At 66.5% G+C, this 17,649-nt stretch carries 15 protein-coding genes; 6 read left to right on the top strand and 9 right to left on the bottom strand.

Annotated elements, in window-relative coordinates; translation table 11 throughout:
* Nucleotides 1-491, top strand: a 491-nt coding sequence (locus tag BRAO375_RS00425; protein WP_035638172.1) for a nicotinamidase, incomplete at its 5' end; no start/stop codon positions are given.
* Nucleotide 492: 1 nt separating this feature from the next.
* Here BRAO375_RS00425 and BRAO375_RS00430 read toward each other — a convergent pair.
* The 9 genes from BRAO375_RS00430 to BRAO375_RS00470 form a co-directional block, all read right to left on the bottom strand.
* Nucleotides 493-2,046 carry a hydantoinase/oxoprolinase N-terminal domain-containing protein gene (locus BRAO375_RS00430; RefSeq protein WP_009025463.1) on the bottom strand — a complete coding sequence of 518 codons (1,554 nt, stop codon included), beginning with the start codon at nucleotides 2,044-2,046 and terminating at the stop codon, nucleotides 493-495.
* On the bottom strand, nucleotides 2,047-3,150 hold the full coding sequence (locus BRAO375_RS00435; RefSeq protein WP_009025464.1) for an S-methyl thiohydantoin desulfurase family protein: 1,104 nt from the start codon (nucleotides 3,148-3,150) through the stop codon (nucleotides 2,047-2,049).
* An 81-nt stretch (nucleotides 3,151-3,231) separates the two neighbouring features.
* On the bottom strand, nucleotides 3,232-4,320 hold the full coding sequence (locus BRAO375_RS00440) for an ABC transporter ATP-binding protein (RefSeq protein WP_009025465.1): 1,089 nt from the start codon (nucleotides 4,318-4,320) through the stop codon (nucleotides 3,232-3,234).
* On the bottom strand, nucleotides 4,317-5,381 hold the full coding sequence (locus tag BRAO375_RS00445) for an extracellular solute-binding protein (RefSeq protein ID WP_009025466.1): 1,065 nt from the start codon (nucleotides 5,379-5,381) through the stop codon (nucleotides 4,317-4,319). The genes BRAO375_RS00440 and BRAO375_RS00445 overlap by 4 nt, the downstream gene beginning before the upstream one ends.
* Before the next feature lie 14 nt (nucleotides 5,382-5,395).
* The gene (locus tag BRAO375_RS00450) at nucleotides 5,396-6,274 is read right to left on the bottom strand and encodes an ABC transporter permease (RefSeq protein ID WP_139031266.1); all 879 of its coding nucleotides are present in this window, start codon (nucleotides 6,272-6,274) and stop codon (nucleotides 5,396-5,398) included.
* An 8-nt stretch (nucleotides 6,275-6,282) separates the two neighbouring features.
* A complete protein-coding gene (locus BRAO375_RS00455) occupies nucleotides 6,283-7,158 on the bottom strand; it encodes an ABC transporter permease (protein WP_009025468.1) in 876 nt (291 codons plus the stop codon).
* Nucleotides 7,158-7,940, bottom strand: coding sequence for an IclR family transcriptional regulator (locus BRAO375_RS00460; RefSeq protein WP_009025469.1), 783 nt, complete (start codon nucleotides 7,938-7,940; stop codon nucleotides 7,158-7,160). Before BRAO375_RS00460 ends, BRAO375_RS00455 begins: the two co-directional genes overlap by 1 nt.
* Before the next feature lie 152 nt (nucleotides 7,941-8,092).
* Nucleotides 8,093-11,632 carry a molybdopterin cofactor-binding domain-containing protein gene (locus BRAO375_RS00465; RefSeq protein ID WP_009025470.1) on the bottom strand — a complete coding sequence of 1,180 codons (3,540 nt, stop codon included), beginning with the start codon at nucleotides 11,630-11,632 and terminating at the stop codon, nucleotides 8,093-8,095.
* The gene (locus BRAO375_RS00470; protein ID WP_009025471.1) at nucleotides 11,632-12,114 is read right to left on the bottom strand and encodes a (2Fe-2S)-binding protein; all 483 of its coding nucleotides are present in this window, start codon (nucleotides 12,112-12,114) and stop codon (nucleotides 11,632-11,634) included. Before BRAO375_RS00470 ends, BRAO375_RS00465 begins: the two co-directional genes overlap by 1 nt.
* A 282-nt stretch (nucleotides 12,115-12,396) precedes the next feature.
* Here BRAO375_RS00470 and BRAO375_RS00475 point away from each other — a divergent pair, with 282 nt between their 5' ends.
* The 5 genes from BRAO375_RS00475 to BRAO375_RS00495 form a co-directional block, all read left to right on the top strand.
* Complete coding sequence (locus BRAO375_RS00475; RefSeq protein WP_009025472.1) at nucleotides 12,397-13,848, top strand: hypothetical protein; 1,452 nt, start codon at nucleotides 12,397-12,399, stop codon at nucleotides 13,846-13,848.
* Nucleotides 13,845-14,732 carry a UPF0280 family protein gene (locus BRAO375_RS00480; RefSeq protein WP_009025473.1) on the top strand — a complete coding sequence of 296 codons (888 nt, stop codon included), beginning with the start codon at nucleotides 13,845-13,847 and terminating at the stop codon, nucleotides 14,730-14,732. Before BRAO375_RS00475 ends, BRAO375_RS00480 begins: the two co-directional genes overlap by 4 nt.
* 42 nt (nucleotides 14,733-14,774) lie before the next feature.
* Nucleotides 14,775-15,359, top strand: a complete 585-nt coding sequence (locus BRAO375_RS00485; RefSeq protein ID WP_009025474.1) for an amino acid synthesis family protein — start codon at nucleotides 14,775-14,777, stop codon at nucleotides 15,357-15,359.
* A gap of 84 nt (nucleotides 15,360-15,443) precedes the next feature.
* Nucleotides 15,444-16,646 (top strand): ABC transporter substrate-binding protein, encoded by a 1,203-nt coding sequence (locus BRAO375_RS00490; RefSeq protein WP_035638176.1) that lies wholly within the window; start codon nucleotides 15,444-15,446, stop codon nucleotides 16,644-16,646.
* A gap of 187 nt (nucleotides 16,647-16,833) precedes the next feature.
* The coding region (locus tag BRAO375_RS00495; RefSeq protein WP_035638178.1) for a branched-chain amino acid ABC transporter permease at nucleotides 16,834-17,649 on the top strand (816 nt) is incomplete at its 3' end.

A 17,649-nucleotide genomic window follows, 5' to 3' on the forward strand; every position in this document is an offset into this window, starting at 1 on the left:
ATCATATCGTGCTGACCCAGGACTGGCATCCGGCGGGCCACAGCTCGTTCGCCTCCAGCCATCCCGGCAAGGCGCCGTCCGAGAGCATCACGATGCCCTATGGGCCGCAAACGTTGTGGCCGGACCACTGCATCCAGGGCACGAAAGGCGCGGCGTTTCATCCGGATCTCGCGACCGACAAGGCGCAGCTGGTCATCCGCAAGGGTTTTCGCGCGGCGATCGACTCCTATTCCGCGTTCTTCGAGAACGACAAGACCACGGCCACCGGCCTCGCCGGATATTTGCGCGAGCGCGGCCTGAAGCGGGTGTTTCTGGTCGGGCTCGCGACCGATTTCTGCGTGCACTATTCGGCCGTCGACGCGCGCCGGCTCGGCTTCGCGGCTGTTGTGATCGACAATGCCTGCCGCGGCATCGATCTCGGCGGCTCGATGGCGGCGGCGAAGGCGCAAGGCGCGGAGGCGGGGGTGATCAGGCTCGCGGAGCTGGCATGAGCTACGCCGCCGCGCCGATGTCAGGCGCGGCGATGGCGCCGGCGACGCGGACGCGAACGCGCAGCGCATTGCCGGGGAGGTAGGCGATCGGCATGTCCTCGACGTCGACCGTCTTGAGCGTTTCGCGCGCGGCGCCCGCCTGCACCGCGCGGTCCTCGGCAATGCCGCGGGTAGCGGCAATGGCCTCGTCGCGGGTCATGTCGCGGAACACCTGGTCGGCCTCGCCGGACACTTGCGCGATGGCGGCGCCGACCGCATTGGCGCAGTCGCCATGCGGGACGCGGACGATCTCGGAGATGCCGGCCAGCCGCTCCGGCACCAGGAAGGCGCCGCCGCCGACCGCCAGCAGCGGCACGTCGCCGGCCTCGGTCTTCATCCGGTCGATGTCGCCCTCGAGCTTGCGATGCGCGTCAGCGAGCGCGGCGCCGATGAGGTGCTTGGGCAGATGCGCCACGCGCGCGCGGTCGCCGATGTCGATCAGCCCGGCGGCAACGGCGATGTCGGTGGCGGTGAGCTGGTGGCCGCCGAACACGAGCGCGTCGGATGTCAGCCGATATCCGACGCTGACCGGGCCGACGCGGACCGGGTTCTCGTCGACATGGCTGCCGCCGCCGAGGCCGATCGAGAGCAGGTCGGGCATGCGGAATAGGGTTCGCACGCCGCCGACCTCGACAACGGCGTTGGCCTCGCGCGGAAAGCCGTGGCGCAGCTGGCCGATGTCGCTGGTGGTGCCGCCCACGTCGACGACCATCGCGTCGTCCAGGCCGGAGAGATACGCGGCGCCCCGCATCGAGTTGGTGGCGCCGGAGGCGAAGCTCATGACCGGAAAGGCGGTCGCGATTTCCGCCTGCATCACGGTGCCGTCGTTCTGCGTCAGGAACAGCGGCGCATCGATGCCAGAGTCGGCGATCGCCTTGCGGAAGGCCGCCACCGTGGTGACGGCGAGGTCGTGGAGCGCGGCGTTGAGGAGGGCGGCGTTCTCGCGCTCCAACAGGCCGATGCGGCCGAGGTCGTGCGACAGCGTGACCGCCACGTCGGGGCAGATCTCGGCGAAGATCTCGCGCGCGATGTTCTCGCAGCTCGGATCGAGCGGCGAGAATGACGAGGCGACGGCGACCGAGCGCAGCCCCTTGGCCTTGATCGCGCGCGCGGCCGCCTTCAACCCGTCGATGTCGAGCGGCATGAAGGGGCGACCGTCATAGTCATGACCGCCCTCGAGCATGAACGTCTCACCGCTGACCAGCGCGCCCAGATCCGCCGGCCAGTCGCAGAACGGCGGCAGCGAGGCGGACGCCGGCATGCCGATCCTGACGGCGCCGATCCTCTGCAGGTGCCGCCGCTGCACCACCGCATTGATGAAATGCGTGGTGCCGATCACGACCGCATCGACCGGCACCGCCGCCGCGGGATTGTCGCGCAGCGCCTTCAGCGCGGCGAGGATGCCGGAGGTGACGTCGGCGGTGGTGGCGGCCTTGACCGAGTGCACGACCTTGTCGTCGGCAATCAAGACCGCGTCGGTGTTGGTGCCACCGACGTCAATGCCAATCCGCTTCATTCACACTGCTCCAGGGGGCGCAAACAGCGACCGGAAATCGAGGTCGTAACCGAAGGCGCGGGGGCCGACGAAATCGAGACCCCGCGCGCTGGTCAGCACCGCGGGCGCGGGCAGGGCGATCACCGTGACGCGCTGGCCGTAGCGCACGGTCTCGGTGCCGATGCCGTGGCCGTTGACGCTGTCGAGCACGCAGATCAGGTCCGGCGACATCGCGATCGCCTCGTCGCCGCGCCAAGCCACGATCCACTCGTTCTGGAACGACAGCTTGAGCTGCGTGCCACGGTCGTCGTCGCTGCCTTCCACGACGGCGGAGCCGCGCAAAAAGCCTTCGGTGGTGCGGCGCTCGACGTCGACGATCTTGCCGGTGAACAGCCGCTGGCCGCCTTCGCAGTCAAGGACCGCCGCGATCGGATCCTGGTGGCTCCGGTTTGCGGCGTCGACCGCGCGGCCGATCGCGATGGCCTTGGTGGTGGTGAAGTGGATGCCCCAGTCCTTGACCTCGCGGCCCGTGCGCGGCGCCTTGCTGGTCGAGGCGATCGAGCCCATCTCGACGCAGATCTTGCGGCTGGCGCGCTCCATCCACTTCCACGAGGGCACCTTGGTGACGACCGCCTCGATGCCGCGCGGATCATACAGCGTGCAGGGATAGGGCTTGAGATCGCCGATCGCCACCGACGTCATCTGCGCCTCGGGAAAGGCGCGGCCCATGCAGTCGGCGTCGACCACGGGAATGCCGAGATGCGCGGCCGCCATCAGCGCCTGCATGCCGTTGCCGCCGCCGATCTCGACCGACATCACGGCTCGAAACTTGATGCTGTTGATCTCCTCCTGCATGCGCACGGCGCGCGCGATGCTGCGGCTGTCGGCGAGCCGCTCCTGGCCGACCAAAGGGGCGCCCATGTTGGAGACCACGGCGACCCAATCGTTGTCGGCGAGATCGAGCGGCGACATCATGTGCACGCGATGGCCCTCGGCATAGAGCCGGCGCAGATTGAGCAGGCCGAGATAGGGGCTGCCGCCGCCGCCGGTCCCGAGGATCCAGGCGCCGACCGCGAGCGCCTCGATGTCGTCGATGCTGATCGTCGTCATCTCGGCAACGCTCACGAATTGCGCTCCCGCGAGCTGCGGCAAAGCCGTCCTGCGGCTAGGGCTGCGATCAGGTTTGAAAATATCGCCTTCACACTATCAATCCTCAAGAATCACGAGATCGGCCGGACGCCAGCCGAGCGTGATCGCTTGGCCTGGTCGATGGAGCGGAGCGGCGCCGGAGTTCGGCTGTTGCGCCAGCACGCGCTGGCCGCTCTCCAGCACGATGCGGTAGAGCACGGCGCCGCCGAGGAAATTGGTGCTCTCGACGGTGCCCCGCGCCGAGCTGCCCTTGCCTTGAGTCTCACCGGCATCGGTTGTGGACACCGTCATCTTTTCGGGACGCAGCGCCACCGCGAGCACGTCGCCATCTGCGGCCGCGGCAGTGACCGGCAATGCCAGCACGAGGCCATTGCCGACCGCGATGCCGGAGCCATGGTCGATCGCCACACGCTGGCCTCGAAAAATGTTGGTGTCGCCGATGAAGTCGGCCACGAACCGCGTCCGCGGCTGGTCGTAGATTTCGGCGGGCGTGCCGATCTGCTCGACGCGGCCGGCATTCATGACCGCGATGCGGTCCGACATCGCCAGCGCCTCTTCCTGGTCGTGGGTCACGAACACGAGGGTCACGCCGAGGTTCTTCTGCAGCTGCTTCAGCTCGAACTGCATCTGCTGCCGGAGTTTCTTGTCGAGCGCACCGAGCGGCTCGTCGCACAGCAGGACGCGCGGCGAGATCACGATGGCCCGTGCCAGCGCAACGCGCTGCTGCTGGCCGCCGGAGAGCTGCGCCGGCCTGCGATCGTCCATGCCGGACAGTTCCACCATGGCCAGCGCCGACTTCACCTTGGCAGCGATCGTCGTCTTGTCGATCTTGCGCATGCGCAGGCCGAAGGCGACGTTCTCGGCCACGGTCCGGTGCGGAAACAACGCGTAGTTCTGGAACACCATCGCCATGTCGCGCTTATGCGCGGGCACATGCGTGATGTCGGCGCCGTCGACGCGGATCTCGCCCGCGCTCGGGCTGTCGAAGCCGGCGATCATGCGCAGGGTCGTCGTCTTGCCGCAGCCGGACGGGCCGAGCAGGGAAAAGAACTCTCCGGGCCTGATGTCCATGGCAACAGAGTCGACGGCGCGAACGCCGCCGTCGTAGATCTTGCTGACCGAGGCGATCTCGATGGCAGCGCTCATGCGCGGAAGATCCGGTTGACCCGGCTGTCGATCTCGTCCTTCCGCGCGTTGTACCACTTCCAGTCGACCTGGATCAGCTTGCCGACCTTCTCGGGCGTGGTCAGCAGCTTCGCGTCATACTTGGCGTCGAGCTTCACCTTGTTGTTGGCCGGCGAGTACCACACGGTTTCGGCGAGGCGCTTCTGAACCTCGGGGCGCAGCATGTAGTTGATATAGGCATTGCCGAGCTCCTTCACCTTGCTGCCCGGCGTGATGCTCAGCACCTGCTCCAGCGAGAGCACGCCCTCGCTCGGCGTCACGAAGTCGACCGGCTGGTTCTGGCCGTCGTAGCGATAGATGCCGGAATCGTGGAGGATGCCGATGCCTGCCTCGCCGGACAGGATCAGCTTCTCCATCGCGCCGGTGAAGTCGACCAGCTTGATCGGCTTCAGCTTCTCCAAGGCGGCATAAGCGGCATCGAGATCGGTCTGCCCCTTGCCGTAAAGCGATCCGCACATCATCACGAACGCCTGTCCCAGGCTGTTGGCCGGGATGACGTAGCCGCCGCGCGCGCCGTTGAACTTGGCGTCCCAATAGTCTTTCCACGACGTGATGCTGCCATAGCCCTTGTCGGTGCGCATGCCCAGACCGATGGCGCTGGTGAAGATGCAGACGCCGACGATCTTGTCGCTGACGGCATACGGATAGACGTCGGCGATGTTCGGCACCAGCTTCGGATCGACCTTGGGCTCGACGAGGCCCATCTCGACGGCCGCCCATTGCTCGTTGGAGTTGGTGTGCAGCACGTCGTAGATCGGTGCCGAGCGCGAGCTTGCCTGCAGCTTCGGCAGGAACGGCAAAGCGGTGTCGGTCTTTAGCTTGCACTTGAACTCGGCCTCGAAGGCCGGGCCGATCTCGGCCTTCATCACGTCGCCCCATTTGCCGCCCCAGCCGGTGACGTTCAGCACCGGCTCCTCGGCGCGCGCGACATAAGGCGCGGCGATCACGCCGGCGCCGAGCGTGACTGCCGCGGTCAGCAGGCGCCGGCGGCTGAGGGGGAAGCGATGCGGCGAGACGGTCATGTCGAAGGTCTCCATCAGAGTTTCACGTAGGAGCGTAGGCCGACGGTGCGGTCGAGTGCGAGGACGACGGTGAAGGCGAGCAGGATCGAGACGACCGAGGCGGCGCCGATGGTGCCGTCGAGATCGAACTTGAGATAGTTGAAGAGCGCGACCGGCAGGGTCTCGCTGCCCGGTGCAACCAGGAACAGCGAGACGGGAAACTGATCGAACGACACGATGAACGCGAAGATCGCGCCCGCCAGTACGCCCGGCTTCACCAGAGGCAAGGTGACTTCGAAGAAGGTGCGGGTCGGGCTCGCGCCGAGATTCTGCGCGGCCTCCTCCAGCCTCACATCAAAATTATGCAACACCGCAAGCGTCGTCCTGACGACGTAAGGGATGGTCACGAGCGTGTGGCCCGCCACGAGACCCCACAGCGGACGACCGACGTCGAGCAGGACGTAGGACTGGAACAGCGCCAGGCCGGTGAGGATCGCGGGCAGCATCAACGGCGACAGCATCGTGGCCACGATCAGCCGCGAGCCGGGAAGATTGCCGCGAGCGATCGCCAGCGCGGCGGAGGCGCCGAGCACGGTGGACGCGACGGTCGTCATCGCCGCCACTTCGAGGCTGAACAGCAGCGCATGCATGAAGTCGCGCGAGGCGAAGAACTTCTCGAACCAGCGCAAGGACGCGCCGACCGGCGGAAACTGGATGAACGGCGTCGGGTTCAGGGCGAACACGATCACGATGGCGATCGGCGTCAGCAGGAAGACGAGGATCGCGATGTTGGCTGCAAGGTAAAGCTTGCGGCCCCAGCGGAGGGGCAGCGTCCGGCTGCGCAGAGCCGGCGCGTTCGTGCGATCGGTCGGTGCAGCCAGCGGACGCTGCGATCCCGGAGCAAGGCTCGTCATGTCAGCCCTCATTGCAGCTCGCGCTGTCCCGAGACGAGGCCGAGCACATGATTATAGGCGATGACGAGCGAGAGCGAAATGACCAGCAGCACCATGCCGAGCGCCGCGGCGAAGCCGACGTTGAAGTTCGCCGAGATCTGCTGATAGATCAGGATCGGCAGGGTCATGATCTGGAAGCCGCCGAGCAGGATCGGCGTCACATAGGCGCTGATCGCCAGTGCGAACACGAGCAGCGAGCCGGCGAGGATGCCGGGCAGACTGAGCGGCAGGGTGACCTCGATGAAGGCGCGCCACGGGCTGGCGCCGAGATTCTCCGCTGCCTGCTCCAGCCGCTCGTCGATGCGGCCAATCACGCCGGTCAGGGTCAGCACCATGAAAGGGACGTAGATGTGAACGAGTCCGATGATGATGCCGGTCTCGTTGTACATCAGCTGCAGGGGCGTCGTGATCAGCCCGAGCGAGATCAGGATCTGGTTGATGACGCCCTTGTCCGACAGCAGCGTCATCCAGGCGAAGGTGCGCACGACGATGCCGGTGAGCATCGGCGCCAGCACGGCCATCAATAGCAGTGCATGGCCGGTGCGGCTCCTGATCCGCGCCATCCAATGCGCGAGCGGATAGCCGACCAGCAGCGACGCCAAAGTGGTCCACAGGCCGATGCGGATCGTGGTCCAGATCACCTCCAGATAATAGCCGTCATGGCCCATGCGGGCGTAATGCTTGGCGGTGATGGCGACGTTCGGCATGACCACCGGATTGCCGGTCAGTGCGCTCATGACAGCCATCAGCCCGATCGGCAGGAAGAAGAACAGCGCGAACAGCAGCGTGCTCGGCAGGATCAACAGCGCCATGCTGTTGATGCGCGGCGCGCTGGCAGCTCGCATCAGGACGCCAGTCCGGCCAGCTGCTCGATGGTCTGTCCCAGCGGATCGCCGGTCATGCGCCGCAGCTTCGCGGCCATCGCGCCGAGCTCGCGCCTGACATTGGCGCGCTCGAGCTCGGTGGTGGCCTGCACCGAATAGGAAACGGCGATGCCGATCAGCTCGCCGCTCTCGCCGCTGGCCAGCGCGAAGCCCTGCGAGCCGACGCCTTCGATGGCCTCGTCGGCCGCGTCGGAGATGCCGCTGCGACGGATCTCGTTCAGCCGCGCCATCAGCTCGGTGAAGTTCTGCGGCGAGTTGCCGGGCACCTTGGGATAGTCGAGCGGCACGCGCGCGCGGATCTCCTGGTCCGACAGGCGGGCCAGCATGGCGCGGCCGTTGGAGGTGATGATCGCGGGCGTGCGCTGGCCCGGCGGATTGACCACGCGCAGCGGATTGGAGCCGGGGACGATGCGCAGAACGACCTGCTGATAGCCGTCGAGCACGGCGATGTAGCCGGTGTGACCGGTGCGCGCGCAGACGTCGCGCAGCTCGCGCTCGGCGGTGGCGATCAGGTCGTCATGGGCGCGATGCAGGCGGCCGAGTTCGAAGGTCAGCAGGCCGGGGCGATAGCGGCGGCTGTGCGGGTCCTGCTCGAGCAGGCCGCAATCGCGCAGCGAACGGAGCAGGCGGGAGGTCGAGCTCTTCGGCTTTCCAGTCAGGACCTGAACGTCGGCGAAGGAGAGGTCGGGCCGCGTGGTGGAAAAGCAGCGAAGGATGTCGATGGCGTTGGTCAGGGCGCTCATGATGATACCGTTTGTTCCATTTTTCGGAACGTAGTGCCAAATTCTAGAAGCGGCCGGGCGTCTGCCGCAAGACGAAATTCGGTGCATTCGATGCTCGAATGCGCGTCAGGGTGGTGGTCGCGGCGCCAGCGGCATGGGGAGCATCGTCGGCCTCATCGGTGCGTGGCCGATCGGATGCGGCTGACGGCGGCATCCACGTTCGTCCAGGCCGGCTTGTCCGGCGCGAACTGGCCGCGGAGATAGGAGACGAGCCCGGCGAGCTGCTCGTCGCTGAGATGATCCTTGAAGGCCGGCATGTAGCCGAGGTCTGAGGAGGCCGGCTTCATGATTCCATGCAGGATCACCTGGATCAGATTGTCTGGCGTGGCGCTGTGCAGATTGCTGTTGAGCGCGAGCGAGGGCCTGCTGCCGAACAGCGGCAGTCCGCCGACTTCGTGGCAGACGGCGCAGGCGCCGAGATAGAACCGCGCGGCTGGAGACGACGCGGACCTGACCCTGGTGCGCGCTTCGAGATCGGCGGCCATCGCCTCCAGCTTCGCCTGTTCGGGCGAGGGCGCCTGGAAGGAGACGAGATAGGTCGCCATCGCCCGGATATCCGCCTCGGGCAGCGTGGCGAGATCCTTGACGATCGGCGCCATCGGACCCGCGGCCACGCCGTGGAAGCGCGACTGGCCGGTGCGGAGATAGGTGGCGAGCTCGTCTTCGGTCCACGGGATTGGTGCTGAGGAGAGCGCGGTGAGCGCCGGCGCTTCCCAGCCGTCGGCGGAGCCGCCGGCGAGGTAGGTGTTGCGCCGCTCGGCGCCGAGCGTGTTGCGCGGCGAATGACAGCCGCTGCAATGGCCGAGGCTTTCGACCAGATAGAAGCCGCGATTCCACTGCTCTGATTGGGTCGGATCAGGCTTGAAGGCTTCAGTGCTGTGAAACAGCGCCTTCCATCCGGCGACCAGCGGCCGCAGGTTGAACGGAAAGCGGAGCTGATTGTCGGGCGCTTGCTGCCGCACGGGCTGCTGCGCCATCAGATAGGCGTAGAGCGCCTGCAAGTCAGCGTCGCTGGTCCGCGCGAAATGCGTGTAGGGAAACGCCGGATAGAGCTGCCGGCCGTCGCGATGCACGCCCTCGCGCATCGCGCGCTCGAAGGCGGGATAGGACCACGCGCCGATGCCGGTCTCGACATCCGGCGTGATGTTGGTGCTGAAGATCGTGCCGAACGGCGTCTTCAGCGCGCGGCTGCCGGCGTTGATCAAGCCGCCATCAGCGGTGTGGCAGACGGCACAGTTGCCGAGTGCCGCGAGTGCCTCGCCGCGCGCGATCGTCGCTGTGGAATAGACCGAGGGATCAGGACGTGTGATCGGCGCGATCGCACGCCAAGGCAGCACGGCGGTCGCGACGCCGATGGCTGCGGCACAGGCCGCAACCGCACTGGCAACTACGCCGCTGCGTTTGGCGAAGGGCTTCAGCCAAGTGGCTGCGGGCTTCTCCGGCGCAGGTAGCGGTTGTGGGTTGACGGGCTCGATCTGGTCGCCGCGCAGGCCTCGGAGAATGCGCTCCGGCGTGAACGGCGGCTCGCGGAAGCGCACGCCCGTGGCGTCATAGATCGCGTTGGCGATCGCAGCGGCGCTGGGGACCGACGCGGATTCGCCGACGCCAAGCGGCGGCTGGTCCGGCCGCGGCAGCATCAGCACGTCGATCTTGGGCACGTCGGGAAAGGTGATGATTGGATAGGCGCCCCATTCGCGCGCCGCTACCTTGCCGCGGGAAAACGGCACCTCCTCCATCAGTGCCCGGCTGGTGGACTGGATGACGTTGCCTTCGATCTGGTGGCGCACGCCGTCCGGGTTGATCATCAGGCCGGAATCCTGACCCGCGATCACGCGTGTGACGCTGACGTCACCGGTTGTGGTGTTGACGGCGACGTCGGCGATCCACGCCGACCACGCCGCGCCATAGCCGGGAAACTTGCTGTGGACGTAAAGCGCGTAGGCGAAACCCCGGCCGTGCACGACGCCATCCACCGGCGTCTTCTCTTCACGCACGGGGCGCGGCGTCCAGCCGGCGCGCTCGGCGACGGCGTTGACGAGATCGCGCGCGCGCTCGTCCTTGAGATAGCGCAGCCGGTATTGGATCGGATCGACCTCCGCCTCGGCGGCGAGCTCGTCGATATAGGATTCGTGCGCAAAGGTGTTGGGCAGCGCCGAGACGCCGCGGATCCAGGAGGCGCGGACGATCGGCGGCATATCATGCGCGGTCACGCGCATGTGGTCGTAGTCGTATGGCGGGATGGCCGTGCGGTCGCCCATCTCGAACACGGCGGGCTCCGGCGCGATGCGGCCGGTCAGTAGCAGCGCCAGGGTCGGCGCGCCGTTCGAGGGATAGCGCGTGGCGAACTCATAGGCCGCAACCGAGCCGTCGGCATTGAGGCCGCCATTGACGTCCATCAGCTGCGCGGTGCCCTTCGGCTCCCACACATGCTCCTGCTCGCGCGTCAGCTGCACGCGCACAGGGCGGCCGACCGCGCGCGACAGCAGCAGCGCATCGGCGGTGACGTCATCGGCGCAATTACGGCCGTAGCAGCCGGCGGCCTCGAGCCGGATCAGCTCGATCTGGTGCTCGGAGCAGTCGATCAGCCTGGCGAGATCGGCGCGCAGGAGGTGGGGGTTCTGCGTGCCGGAATAGATGCGAATATGACTGTCGCGAACATCGGCGACCGCGCAGGACGGCCCGATCGAGCCGTGCATCTGATACGGCCAGAGATAGGTCCGCCGCATCGGCTTGGCGGCGCCGGCGATGGCCGTGTCGACATCGCCCTTGTCGAGCAGCCGGCGTGGCTCTGACGGATTGGCGCGCAGCGCGTTCTCGACGTCGTCGAGATCGCGCAAGGTCGGCACCGGCTTCCAGTTGACCGTGAGCCGCTCGGCGGCGAGGATCGCCTGCTCCTCGCGCTCGGCGACGACGCCGACGAAATCGCCGATCACGACAACATCGATCAGCCCTGGAACGTCGCGCACCGAGTCCTTGTCGATTCCGATCAGGCTGGTGCCGATGAAGGGACCGGCATCGACGCCGACATAAGGCGGGCGCACGACGCGGCCGTGCAGCATGCCGGGGACGCGAACGTCGTGGACGTAAGTGAGTTCGCCGGTCGCCTTGGCCGGCAGATCGACGCGTGGCACCGATCGGCCGACGACCTGATAGTTGTCCGCCGATTTGACGGCGACGTCCTCGGCCAATTCGAGGCGGATCGCCTCGTCGCCGATCAACTCGCCATAGCTGAGCACGCGATTGTTGGGGCCGCGTACCAGACCGTCCTCGACTGTCAGATCCTCAACGGTAAGGCTGAGTTGCGTTGCTGCTCGCGCCAACAGGAAAGCGCGCGCTTGCGCGGCCGCCTTGCGCAGCGGCACAGCGGTGATCTGGATGGTCTCGCTGGCGATCGTTGCGCCCTGGTTGGGCACGACGGCGGTGTCGCCGAGCACGACGACGACTCGGGCGAAGGAGACGTCGAGCTCTTCTGCGACGATCTGTCCCAGGGCTGTGCGGATGCCCGTGCCGAGGTCGACATGGCCGTTGAAGGCCGAGACCTCGCCTGACGCCGTGATTTGGACGAAGGTCTCGGACGAGCTGTCAGCAATGCTGCGTTCAACGGTCAGCACGCCGCGCGGATGATCGGCTGTCTTGGCGACGCTGTCAGTCATCAGTCCAGCGCCTCGAGCGTGTGGCCGGCCGCGCGCATCGCCGCCCGCAGGATTTCGACATGGGCGCCGCAGCGGCACAGATTGTAGCGCAGCGCCTGCTTGATCTCGTGGAGCGACGGATCGGGCTTGATCGCCAGCAGCGCCTTGGTCGTCATGATCATGCCGTTGAGGCAATAGCCGCATTGCGCCGCCTGCTCGGCGATGAAGGCCTGCTGCACAGGATCAGGCGCCTCGCGCGAACCGAGTCCTTCCAACGTGACGACGGTGCGGCCGACGCAACCTTCGATCGGGATCACACAGGAGCGGGCGGCGCGGCCGTCGATCAGCACGGTGCACGCGCCGCATTCGCCGAGGCCGCAGCCGTATTTCGGGCCGTTCAAGGCGAGATCGTTGCGCAGCACGTTGAGCAGGGGCGTATCGGGCGCGGCGGCGACGTCATGCGTCTGTCCGTTCACCGTCAGCCGAATCGTTGCTGGCGTCATGCCCTTCTGCCGTCTGCTGTGGTATCGTTAACGAAATCGGATCGTGATCCGCCCGGAGCGTATCGTTTGTGTACTAACATGCAAGTACCGCGTTTCGCAGTGCAGCGTGTGCATGATTTGTCGTCATTGTGCAGGGCAAACTGATCGATTATCCGGCAAAGGTGCTTTTCGGGCGCGGTGGCGCTTGACAGTCGGCGGAGGGGCGCGACATCATTCGTGTACGAACGAATTGGCCGGGCAGGCTGGTGGCTGCCGCATCCGCTTCAAGATGGGCTTCTCTGCATGGCGACTGAGACGGCGAGTGACGGTGCAGGGGACAAGATCCGCTGCGATGCCTGTCCGGTGATGTGCTACATCAAGCCGGGCGCGGCCGGCGCCTGCGATCGCTACGCCAATCAGGACGGCGTGCTGGTGCGCGTCGATCCGCATATCCTGCTGGAGCGGACCGTGTCGCATGGTGGCAAGCTGGTGCCGTTTCAGGCCAGCGGCGACTGGGACGGCAAGATCGTGCATCAGCCGGAGCTGTTCGTCACCGCCATCGGCGCCGGCACCACCTATCCCGATTATAAGCCAGCGCCGTTCATCGTCTCGTCTCAGATCGAGGGTGTCGACATGGTCACCGTGGTGACCGAGGGCATCTTCAGCTATTGCGGCGTCAAGGTGAAGATCGACACCGACCGCTATCTCGGGCCGGAGGCCGCGACCGTGCGTGTCGACGGCGAGGCGGTCGGGCACGTCACGACCAGTGAATACGGCTCGCAGATGCTGTCGCTCGGCGGCGTGCATCATCTCACCGGCGGCTCGAAAAAGGAGGGGCGCGTCACCTGCGACGCGCTGATGGACCTCAGCAATCGCAAGGCGGTCGAGCTCACCATCGACGGCGGCGCCTCCGTGATCGTGCAGGCGGGGCAGCCGCCGGTCGTCAACGGCGTCAAGGAAGAGCGCATGCGCGTCGGCTGCGGCTCGGCGACGATCGGCATGTTCGCCAAGCAGTGGCAGGGCAAGGTCGACGAGGTCGTCGTGGTCGACGATCACATCACTGGCGTGCTGTCGGAACACCAGGCCGGCAAGCTGCTCGACATTCCCGCGACCGGCATCAAGATGAAGGGCCGGCGCTCGACGCCGGGCCGCTACTTCCAGGTCGCGCAGCCCGGCACCGGCTGGGGCGGCACCGACATCTCCGATCCACTGGCGATTCTCGGGCCGTTCGATCCGAAGACCGCAAGGCCAGGCACGACGCTGCTGATGGTGTCGACGACCGGCGAGCATGCCGGCTACTACGTGCTCGACGACGACTTGAAGCCCGTTCAGCGCGACATGCCGCCGGAGCTGCAGTTCTCGGTCGAACGCATCCAGGAAAACTGCGAGCCGGCATTGTGCACCGTGCTGTTCATGGCCGGTGCCGGTGGATCGCTGCGCGCCGGCGTCACCGACAATCCGGTGCGGTTGACGCGCTCGGTGAAGGATGCGCTGACGCGCGTCACCTCGGGCGGTGCGCCGGTCTATGTCTGGCCTGGCGGCGGCATCACCTACATGGTGGATGTGACGCAAATGCCGGCTGGCGCCTTCGGCTACGTGCCGACGCCGGCGCTGGTGGCGCCGATCGAATTCACGATGAAGCTGTCCGATTATGAGGCGCTCGGCGGCCACATGGACTACGTTCAGCCGCTGGCGTCGCTCAAGGATGTCAGCAAGGATATCCGCCAACTGCCGTGGCCGAGGCAGGGCGCATGAGCCGTCAGCCCCAGATCGCACCGTTGCCTGATCGGCGGCTGCATCTGCAGGATGGGCCGATCGATCTGATCATCGGCGCTGATGGTCCGGAGACCGAGATCCGCGCCGCCTATCGCGCTGCTGTGGAGCGCTTCACGGGTCTGCTCGATGAGCTCTGTTCGGAGCTGCCCGACCTGCGCAAGGCCGCTGATCGTGAGCGTTGTTCCCTGACTGGTATCGTCGCCCGTCGTATGCACATGGTGGTGGCGCCGTTTGCGGCTGAGATGTTCATCACGCCGATGGCGGCCGTCGCCGGAGCGGTGGCGGAAGAAATCCTCGGCGCGATGCTGAGCGCGGCGAAGCTGACGCGCGCCTATGTCAATAATGGCGGCGACATCGCGCTGCATCTTCGGGATGCCGCGACGTTCAGCGTCGGGCTGATGGATCGGCCGGACGACGCCGGCACGATGCGCCGGATGACGCTGCGCGCGAACGATGGAATTCGAGGCGTTGCTACCTCCGGCCGTCGTGGCCGCAGCTTCTCGCTCGGCATCGCCGATGCGGTGACCGTGCTCGCGCGCAGCGCCGCGCAGGCCGACGCCGCAGCGACGGTCATCGGGAATGCGGTCGATCTGCCCGGACATTCCGCCGTTGTCCGCCGTCCCGCCTACGAGTTGCAGCCGGACAGCGATCTCGGTCATCGGCTCGTCACATGCGAGGTCGGAGACCTCTGCGATGCTGATGTCGCGACCGCGCTGGCATCTGGCGAGCAAGCCGCCCAGACCCTGCTGGCGGACGGCCTGATCGAAGGCGCCGTTCTCCAACTCGCTGGGAACATCCGCATCGTCGGCGCGCGTCCGGTCGAGGTCATCCGTCCGTCGCAGTTGCGGGCGGCAGCGGCGTGAGGTTTGATCCATGCTGGTTTGGAACATGAGGAACTGCCGACGATGAGCGCCGTCATCCGCAAGATCGTGACCGTGGTCGAGGAGGTCCATCAGGAGATGGGCAAGGCCATCTCGCCGCCGACGCGGCGTGCCGCCGCTGTTGCCGTGATCGAGAACCCGTTTGCGGGCCGCTATGTCGAGGATCTCACGCCGCTGATCGCGATCGGCGAGGAACTCGGCGAGATGCTGGCGAAGCGCGCGGTTGCCGCGCTCGGCATCGAGGGACCGGCCGCGCACAGCTACGGCAAGGCCGCGGCCGTCGGCAGCGACGGCGAGCTGGAGCATGCCGCGGCGATCCTGCATCCGAAGATGGGCGCGCCCGTGCGCAAGGTGCTCGGCAAGGGCGCGGCGTTGATCCCGTCGTCGAAGAAGCGCGGCGGCGTCGGCTGCACGCTGGACATTCCGTTGGGGCATAAGGACGCCGCCTTTGTGCGCAGCCATTTCGACGGCATGGAGGTGCAGATCAACGACGCGCCGCGCGCCAACGAGATCATGGTCGCGCTCGCCGTCACCGACAGCGGGCGTCCGCTGCCGCGGGTCGGCGGGCTCACGGTCGCCGAGATCAAGGGCGACGACGGTCTACGATAATCGAGCATGCTCCGGAAAAGTGGGTACCGGTTTTCCGACAAGAGCATGCTCAAGAATAGTCAAATCAAAATGGAGGCTGAAGGGATGCGACGGAGAACGATGCTTGCGGCAGGCCTGGGCCTTGCCGTCGCGGGACTTACCGGCACGGCGCGCGCCGAGGACGTCATCAAGATCGGTGAGATCAACAGCTACTCGCTGCTGCCGGCGTTCACCGAGCCCTATCGCAAGGGCTGGCAGCTCGCGGTCGAGGAGGTCAATGCGGCCGGCGGCATCAACGGCAAGAAGCTCGTCGTCGTCTCCAAGGACGACAGCGGCAAGCCGGCCGATGCGCAGACCGCGGCCAACGAGCTGGTGTCGAGCGAGAACGTCGCGATGCTCGCGGGCACCTTCCTGTCGAACATCGGCCTCGCCGTCAGCGACTTCGCCAACCAGAAGAAGGTGTTCTTCCTGGCGGCCGAGCCGCTGACCGACGCCATCACCTGGTCGAAGGGTAACAAATACACCTTCCGCCTGCGCCCTTCGAACTACATGCAGGCGGCGATGCTGGTGGAGGAAGCCGCCAAGCTGCCGGCCAAGCGCTGGGCGACGATCGCGCCGAACTACGAATACGGCCAGTCGGCGGTTGCCGTGTTCAAGAAGCTGCTGTCGGAGAAGCGTCCTGATATCCAGTGGGTCGACGAGCAGTGGCCGCCGCAGGGCAAGATCGACGCCGGCCCTGTGGTGCAGGCCGTGGCCGCCGCCAATCCGGAGGCGATCCTCAACGTCACCTTCGGCGCCGACCTTGTGAAGCTGGTCCGCGAAGGCAACACCCGCGGCCTGTTCAAGGACCGCAAGGTCGTCAGCTTCCTGACCGGCGAGCCGGAATATCTCGATCCGCTCAAGGAGGAGACGCCGGAAGGCTGGATCGTGACCGGCTATCCCTGGTACTCGATCAAGACCCCGGAGCATGACGCGTTCCTCAAGGCGTATCAGGCCAAGTACAACGACTATCCGCGTCTCGGCTCGATTGTCGGCTACCAGACCATCAAGTCGGCCGCTGCTATTCTCGCCAAGGCCGGCTCGACCGATGCGGACAAGCTGATCGCAGCCGCGGAAGGGCTATCCGTGCCGTCGCCGTTCGGCGAGATCACCTTCCGCAAGAACGATCACCAGTCGACGCTCGGCGCTTTCGTCGGCAAGACCGCGCTGAAGGACGGCAAGGGCATCATGGTCGACACCGTCTATCGCAAGGGCTCCGACTATCTGCCGAGCGACGAAGAAGTCGCCAAGCTGCGTCCGAAGGACTGATCCACGTCCACTCCACGTCTTCCTGCCTCCTCCTCCCGCGGAGGAGAGCGGGCGGGGTGAGGGCACACGACGCCTGATCTACAGGTTCAGGCCGAGGTCCCTCACCCCACGCTTGCGGCTCATCATGAGCATGCGAGCGTCCACGCGGCTCTTTCGTCGCAAACGATCTCCCTCACGCGGACCGCCCATGGCCTTCTATTTCGTCCAGTTCCTGACCGGCCTTGCCAGCGCGGCTTCGCTGTTCCTGGTGGCATCGGGACTGTCGATCATCTTCGGCGTTACCCGCATCGTGAATTTCGCGCACGGCGCCTTCTACATGCTCGGCGCCTACGTGGCGTTCTCGCTCACGGAGCGCCTGTCCGGCCCGCTCGGCTTCTGGGGCGGCATCGTCGTCGCCGCGCTTGCGGTCGCCGTCATCGGCGTGCTCGTCGAGATCGTGCTGCTGCGCCGGATCTATCACGCGCCGGAGCTGTTCCAGCTGCTCGGGACCTTCGGCCTGACGTTGATGGTCGAGGATCTCGTGGTGCTGATCTGGGGGCCGGACGATCTGGTCGGCCGCCGCGCGCCGGGCTTCAAGGGGGCTGTCGAGTTCTTCGGTCAGAACATTCCGAGCTACGACCTGTTGCTGATTGTGCTTGGGCCCGTCGTGCTCGGCGCGCTGTGGCTGCTGTTCCAGCGCACGCGCTGGGGCATCCTGGTGCGCGCGGCGACGCAGGACCGTGACATGGTGGCTGCGCTCGGCGTCAACCAGAAATGGCTGTTCACCTCGGTGTTCGCGGTCGGCGTCTTCCTCGCCGCCCTTGGTGGCGCGCTGCAGATCCCGCGCGATGCGGTCCATCACGCGATGGATCTGCGCATCATCGTCGAGGTGTTCGTCGTGGTCGTGATCGGCGGGCTTGGCAGCATCCTCGGCGCCTTCGTCGCCGCCGTTCTCGTGTCCGAGCTCAACGCGTTCGGCATCCTGATTTTCCCGACGATCTCGCTGATCCTGGTGTTCCTGGTG

It is taken from the genome of Bradyrhizobium sp. ORS 375, from assembly GCF_000239775.1.
In the GTDB taxonomy this organism is placed as follows: domain Bacteria; phylum Pseudomonadota; class Alphaproteobacteria; order Rhizobiales; family Xanthobacteraceae; genus Bradyrhizobium.

Coding starts and splice junctions, on each gene's coding strand:
- BRAO375_RS00430 (WP_009025463.1), bottom strand. CDS start 2,046: ATGAAGCGGATTGGCATTGACGTCGGTGGCACCAACACCGACGCGGTC.
- BRAO375_RS00440 (WP_009025465.1), bottom strand. CDS start 4,320: ATGAGCGCTGCCATCGAGATCGCCTCGGTCAGCAAGATCTACGACGGC.
- BRAO375_RS00445 (WP_009025466.1), bottom strand. CDS start 5,381: ATGACCGTCTCGCCGCATCGCTTCCCCCTCAGCCGCCGGCGCCTGCTG.
- BRAO375_RS00450 (WP_139031266.1), bottom strand. CDS start 6,274: ATGACGAGCCTTGCTCCGGGATCGCAGCGTCCGCTGGCTGCACCGACC.
- BRAO375_RS00455 (WP_009025468.1), bottom strand. CDS start 7,158: ATGCGAGCTGCCAGCGCGCCGCGCATCAACAGCATGGCGCTGTTGATC.
- BRAO375_RS00460 (WP_009025469.1), bottom strand. CDS start 7,940: ATGAGCGCCCTGACCAACGCCATCGACATCCTTCGCTGCTTTTCCACC.
- BRAO375_RS00465 (WP_009025470.1), bottom strand. CDS start 11,632: ATGACTGACAGCGTCGCCAAGACAGCCGATCATCCGCGCGGCGTGCTG.
- BRAO375_RS00470 (WP_009025471.1), bottom strand. CDS start 12,114: ATGACGCCAGCAACGATTCGGCTGACGGTGAACGGACAGACGCATGAC.
- BRAO375_RS00475 (WP_009025472.1), top strand. CDS start 12,397: ATGGCGACTGAGACGGCGAGTGACGGTGCAGGGGACAAGATCCGCTGC.
- BRAO375_RS00480 (WP_009025473.1), top strand. CDS start 13,845: ATGAGCCGTCAGCCCCAGATCGCACCGTTGCCTGATCGGCGGCTGCAT.
- BRAO375_RS00485 (WP_009025474.1), top strand. CDS start 14,775: ATGAGCGCCGTCATCCGCAAGATCGTGACCGTGGTCGAGGAGGTCCAT.
- BRAO375_RS00490 (WP_035638176.1), top strand. CDS start 15,444: ATGCGACGGAGAACGATGCTTGCGGCAGGCCTGGGCCTTGCCGTCGCG.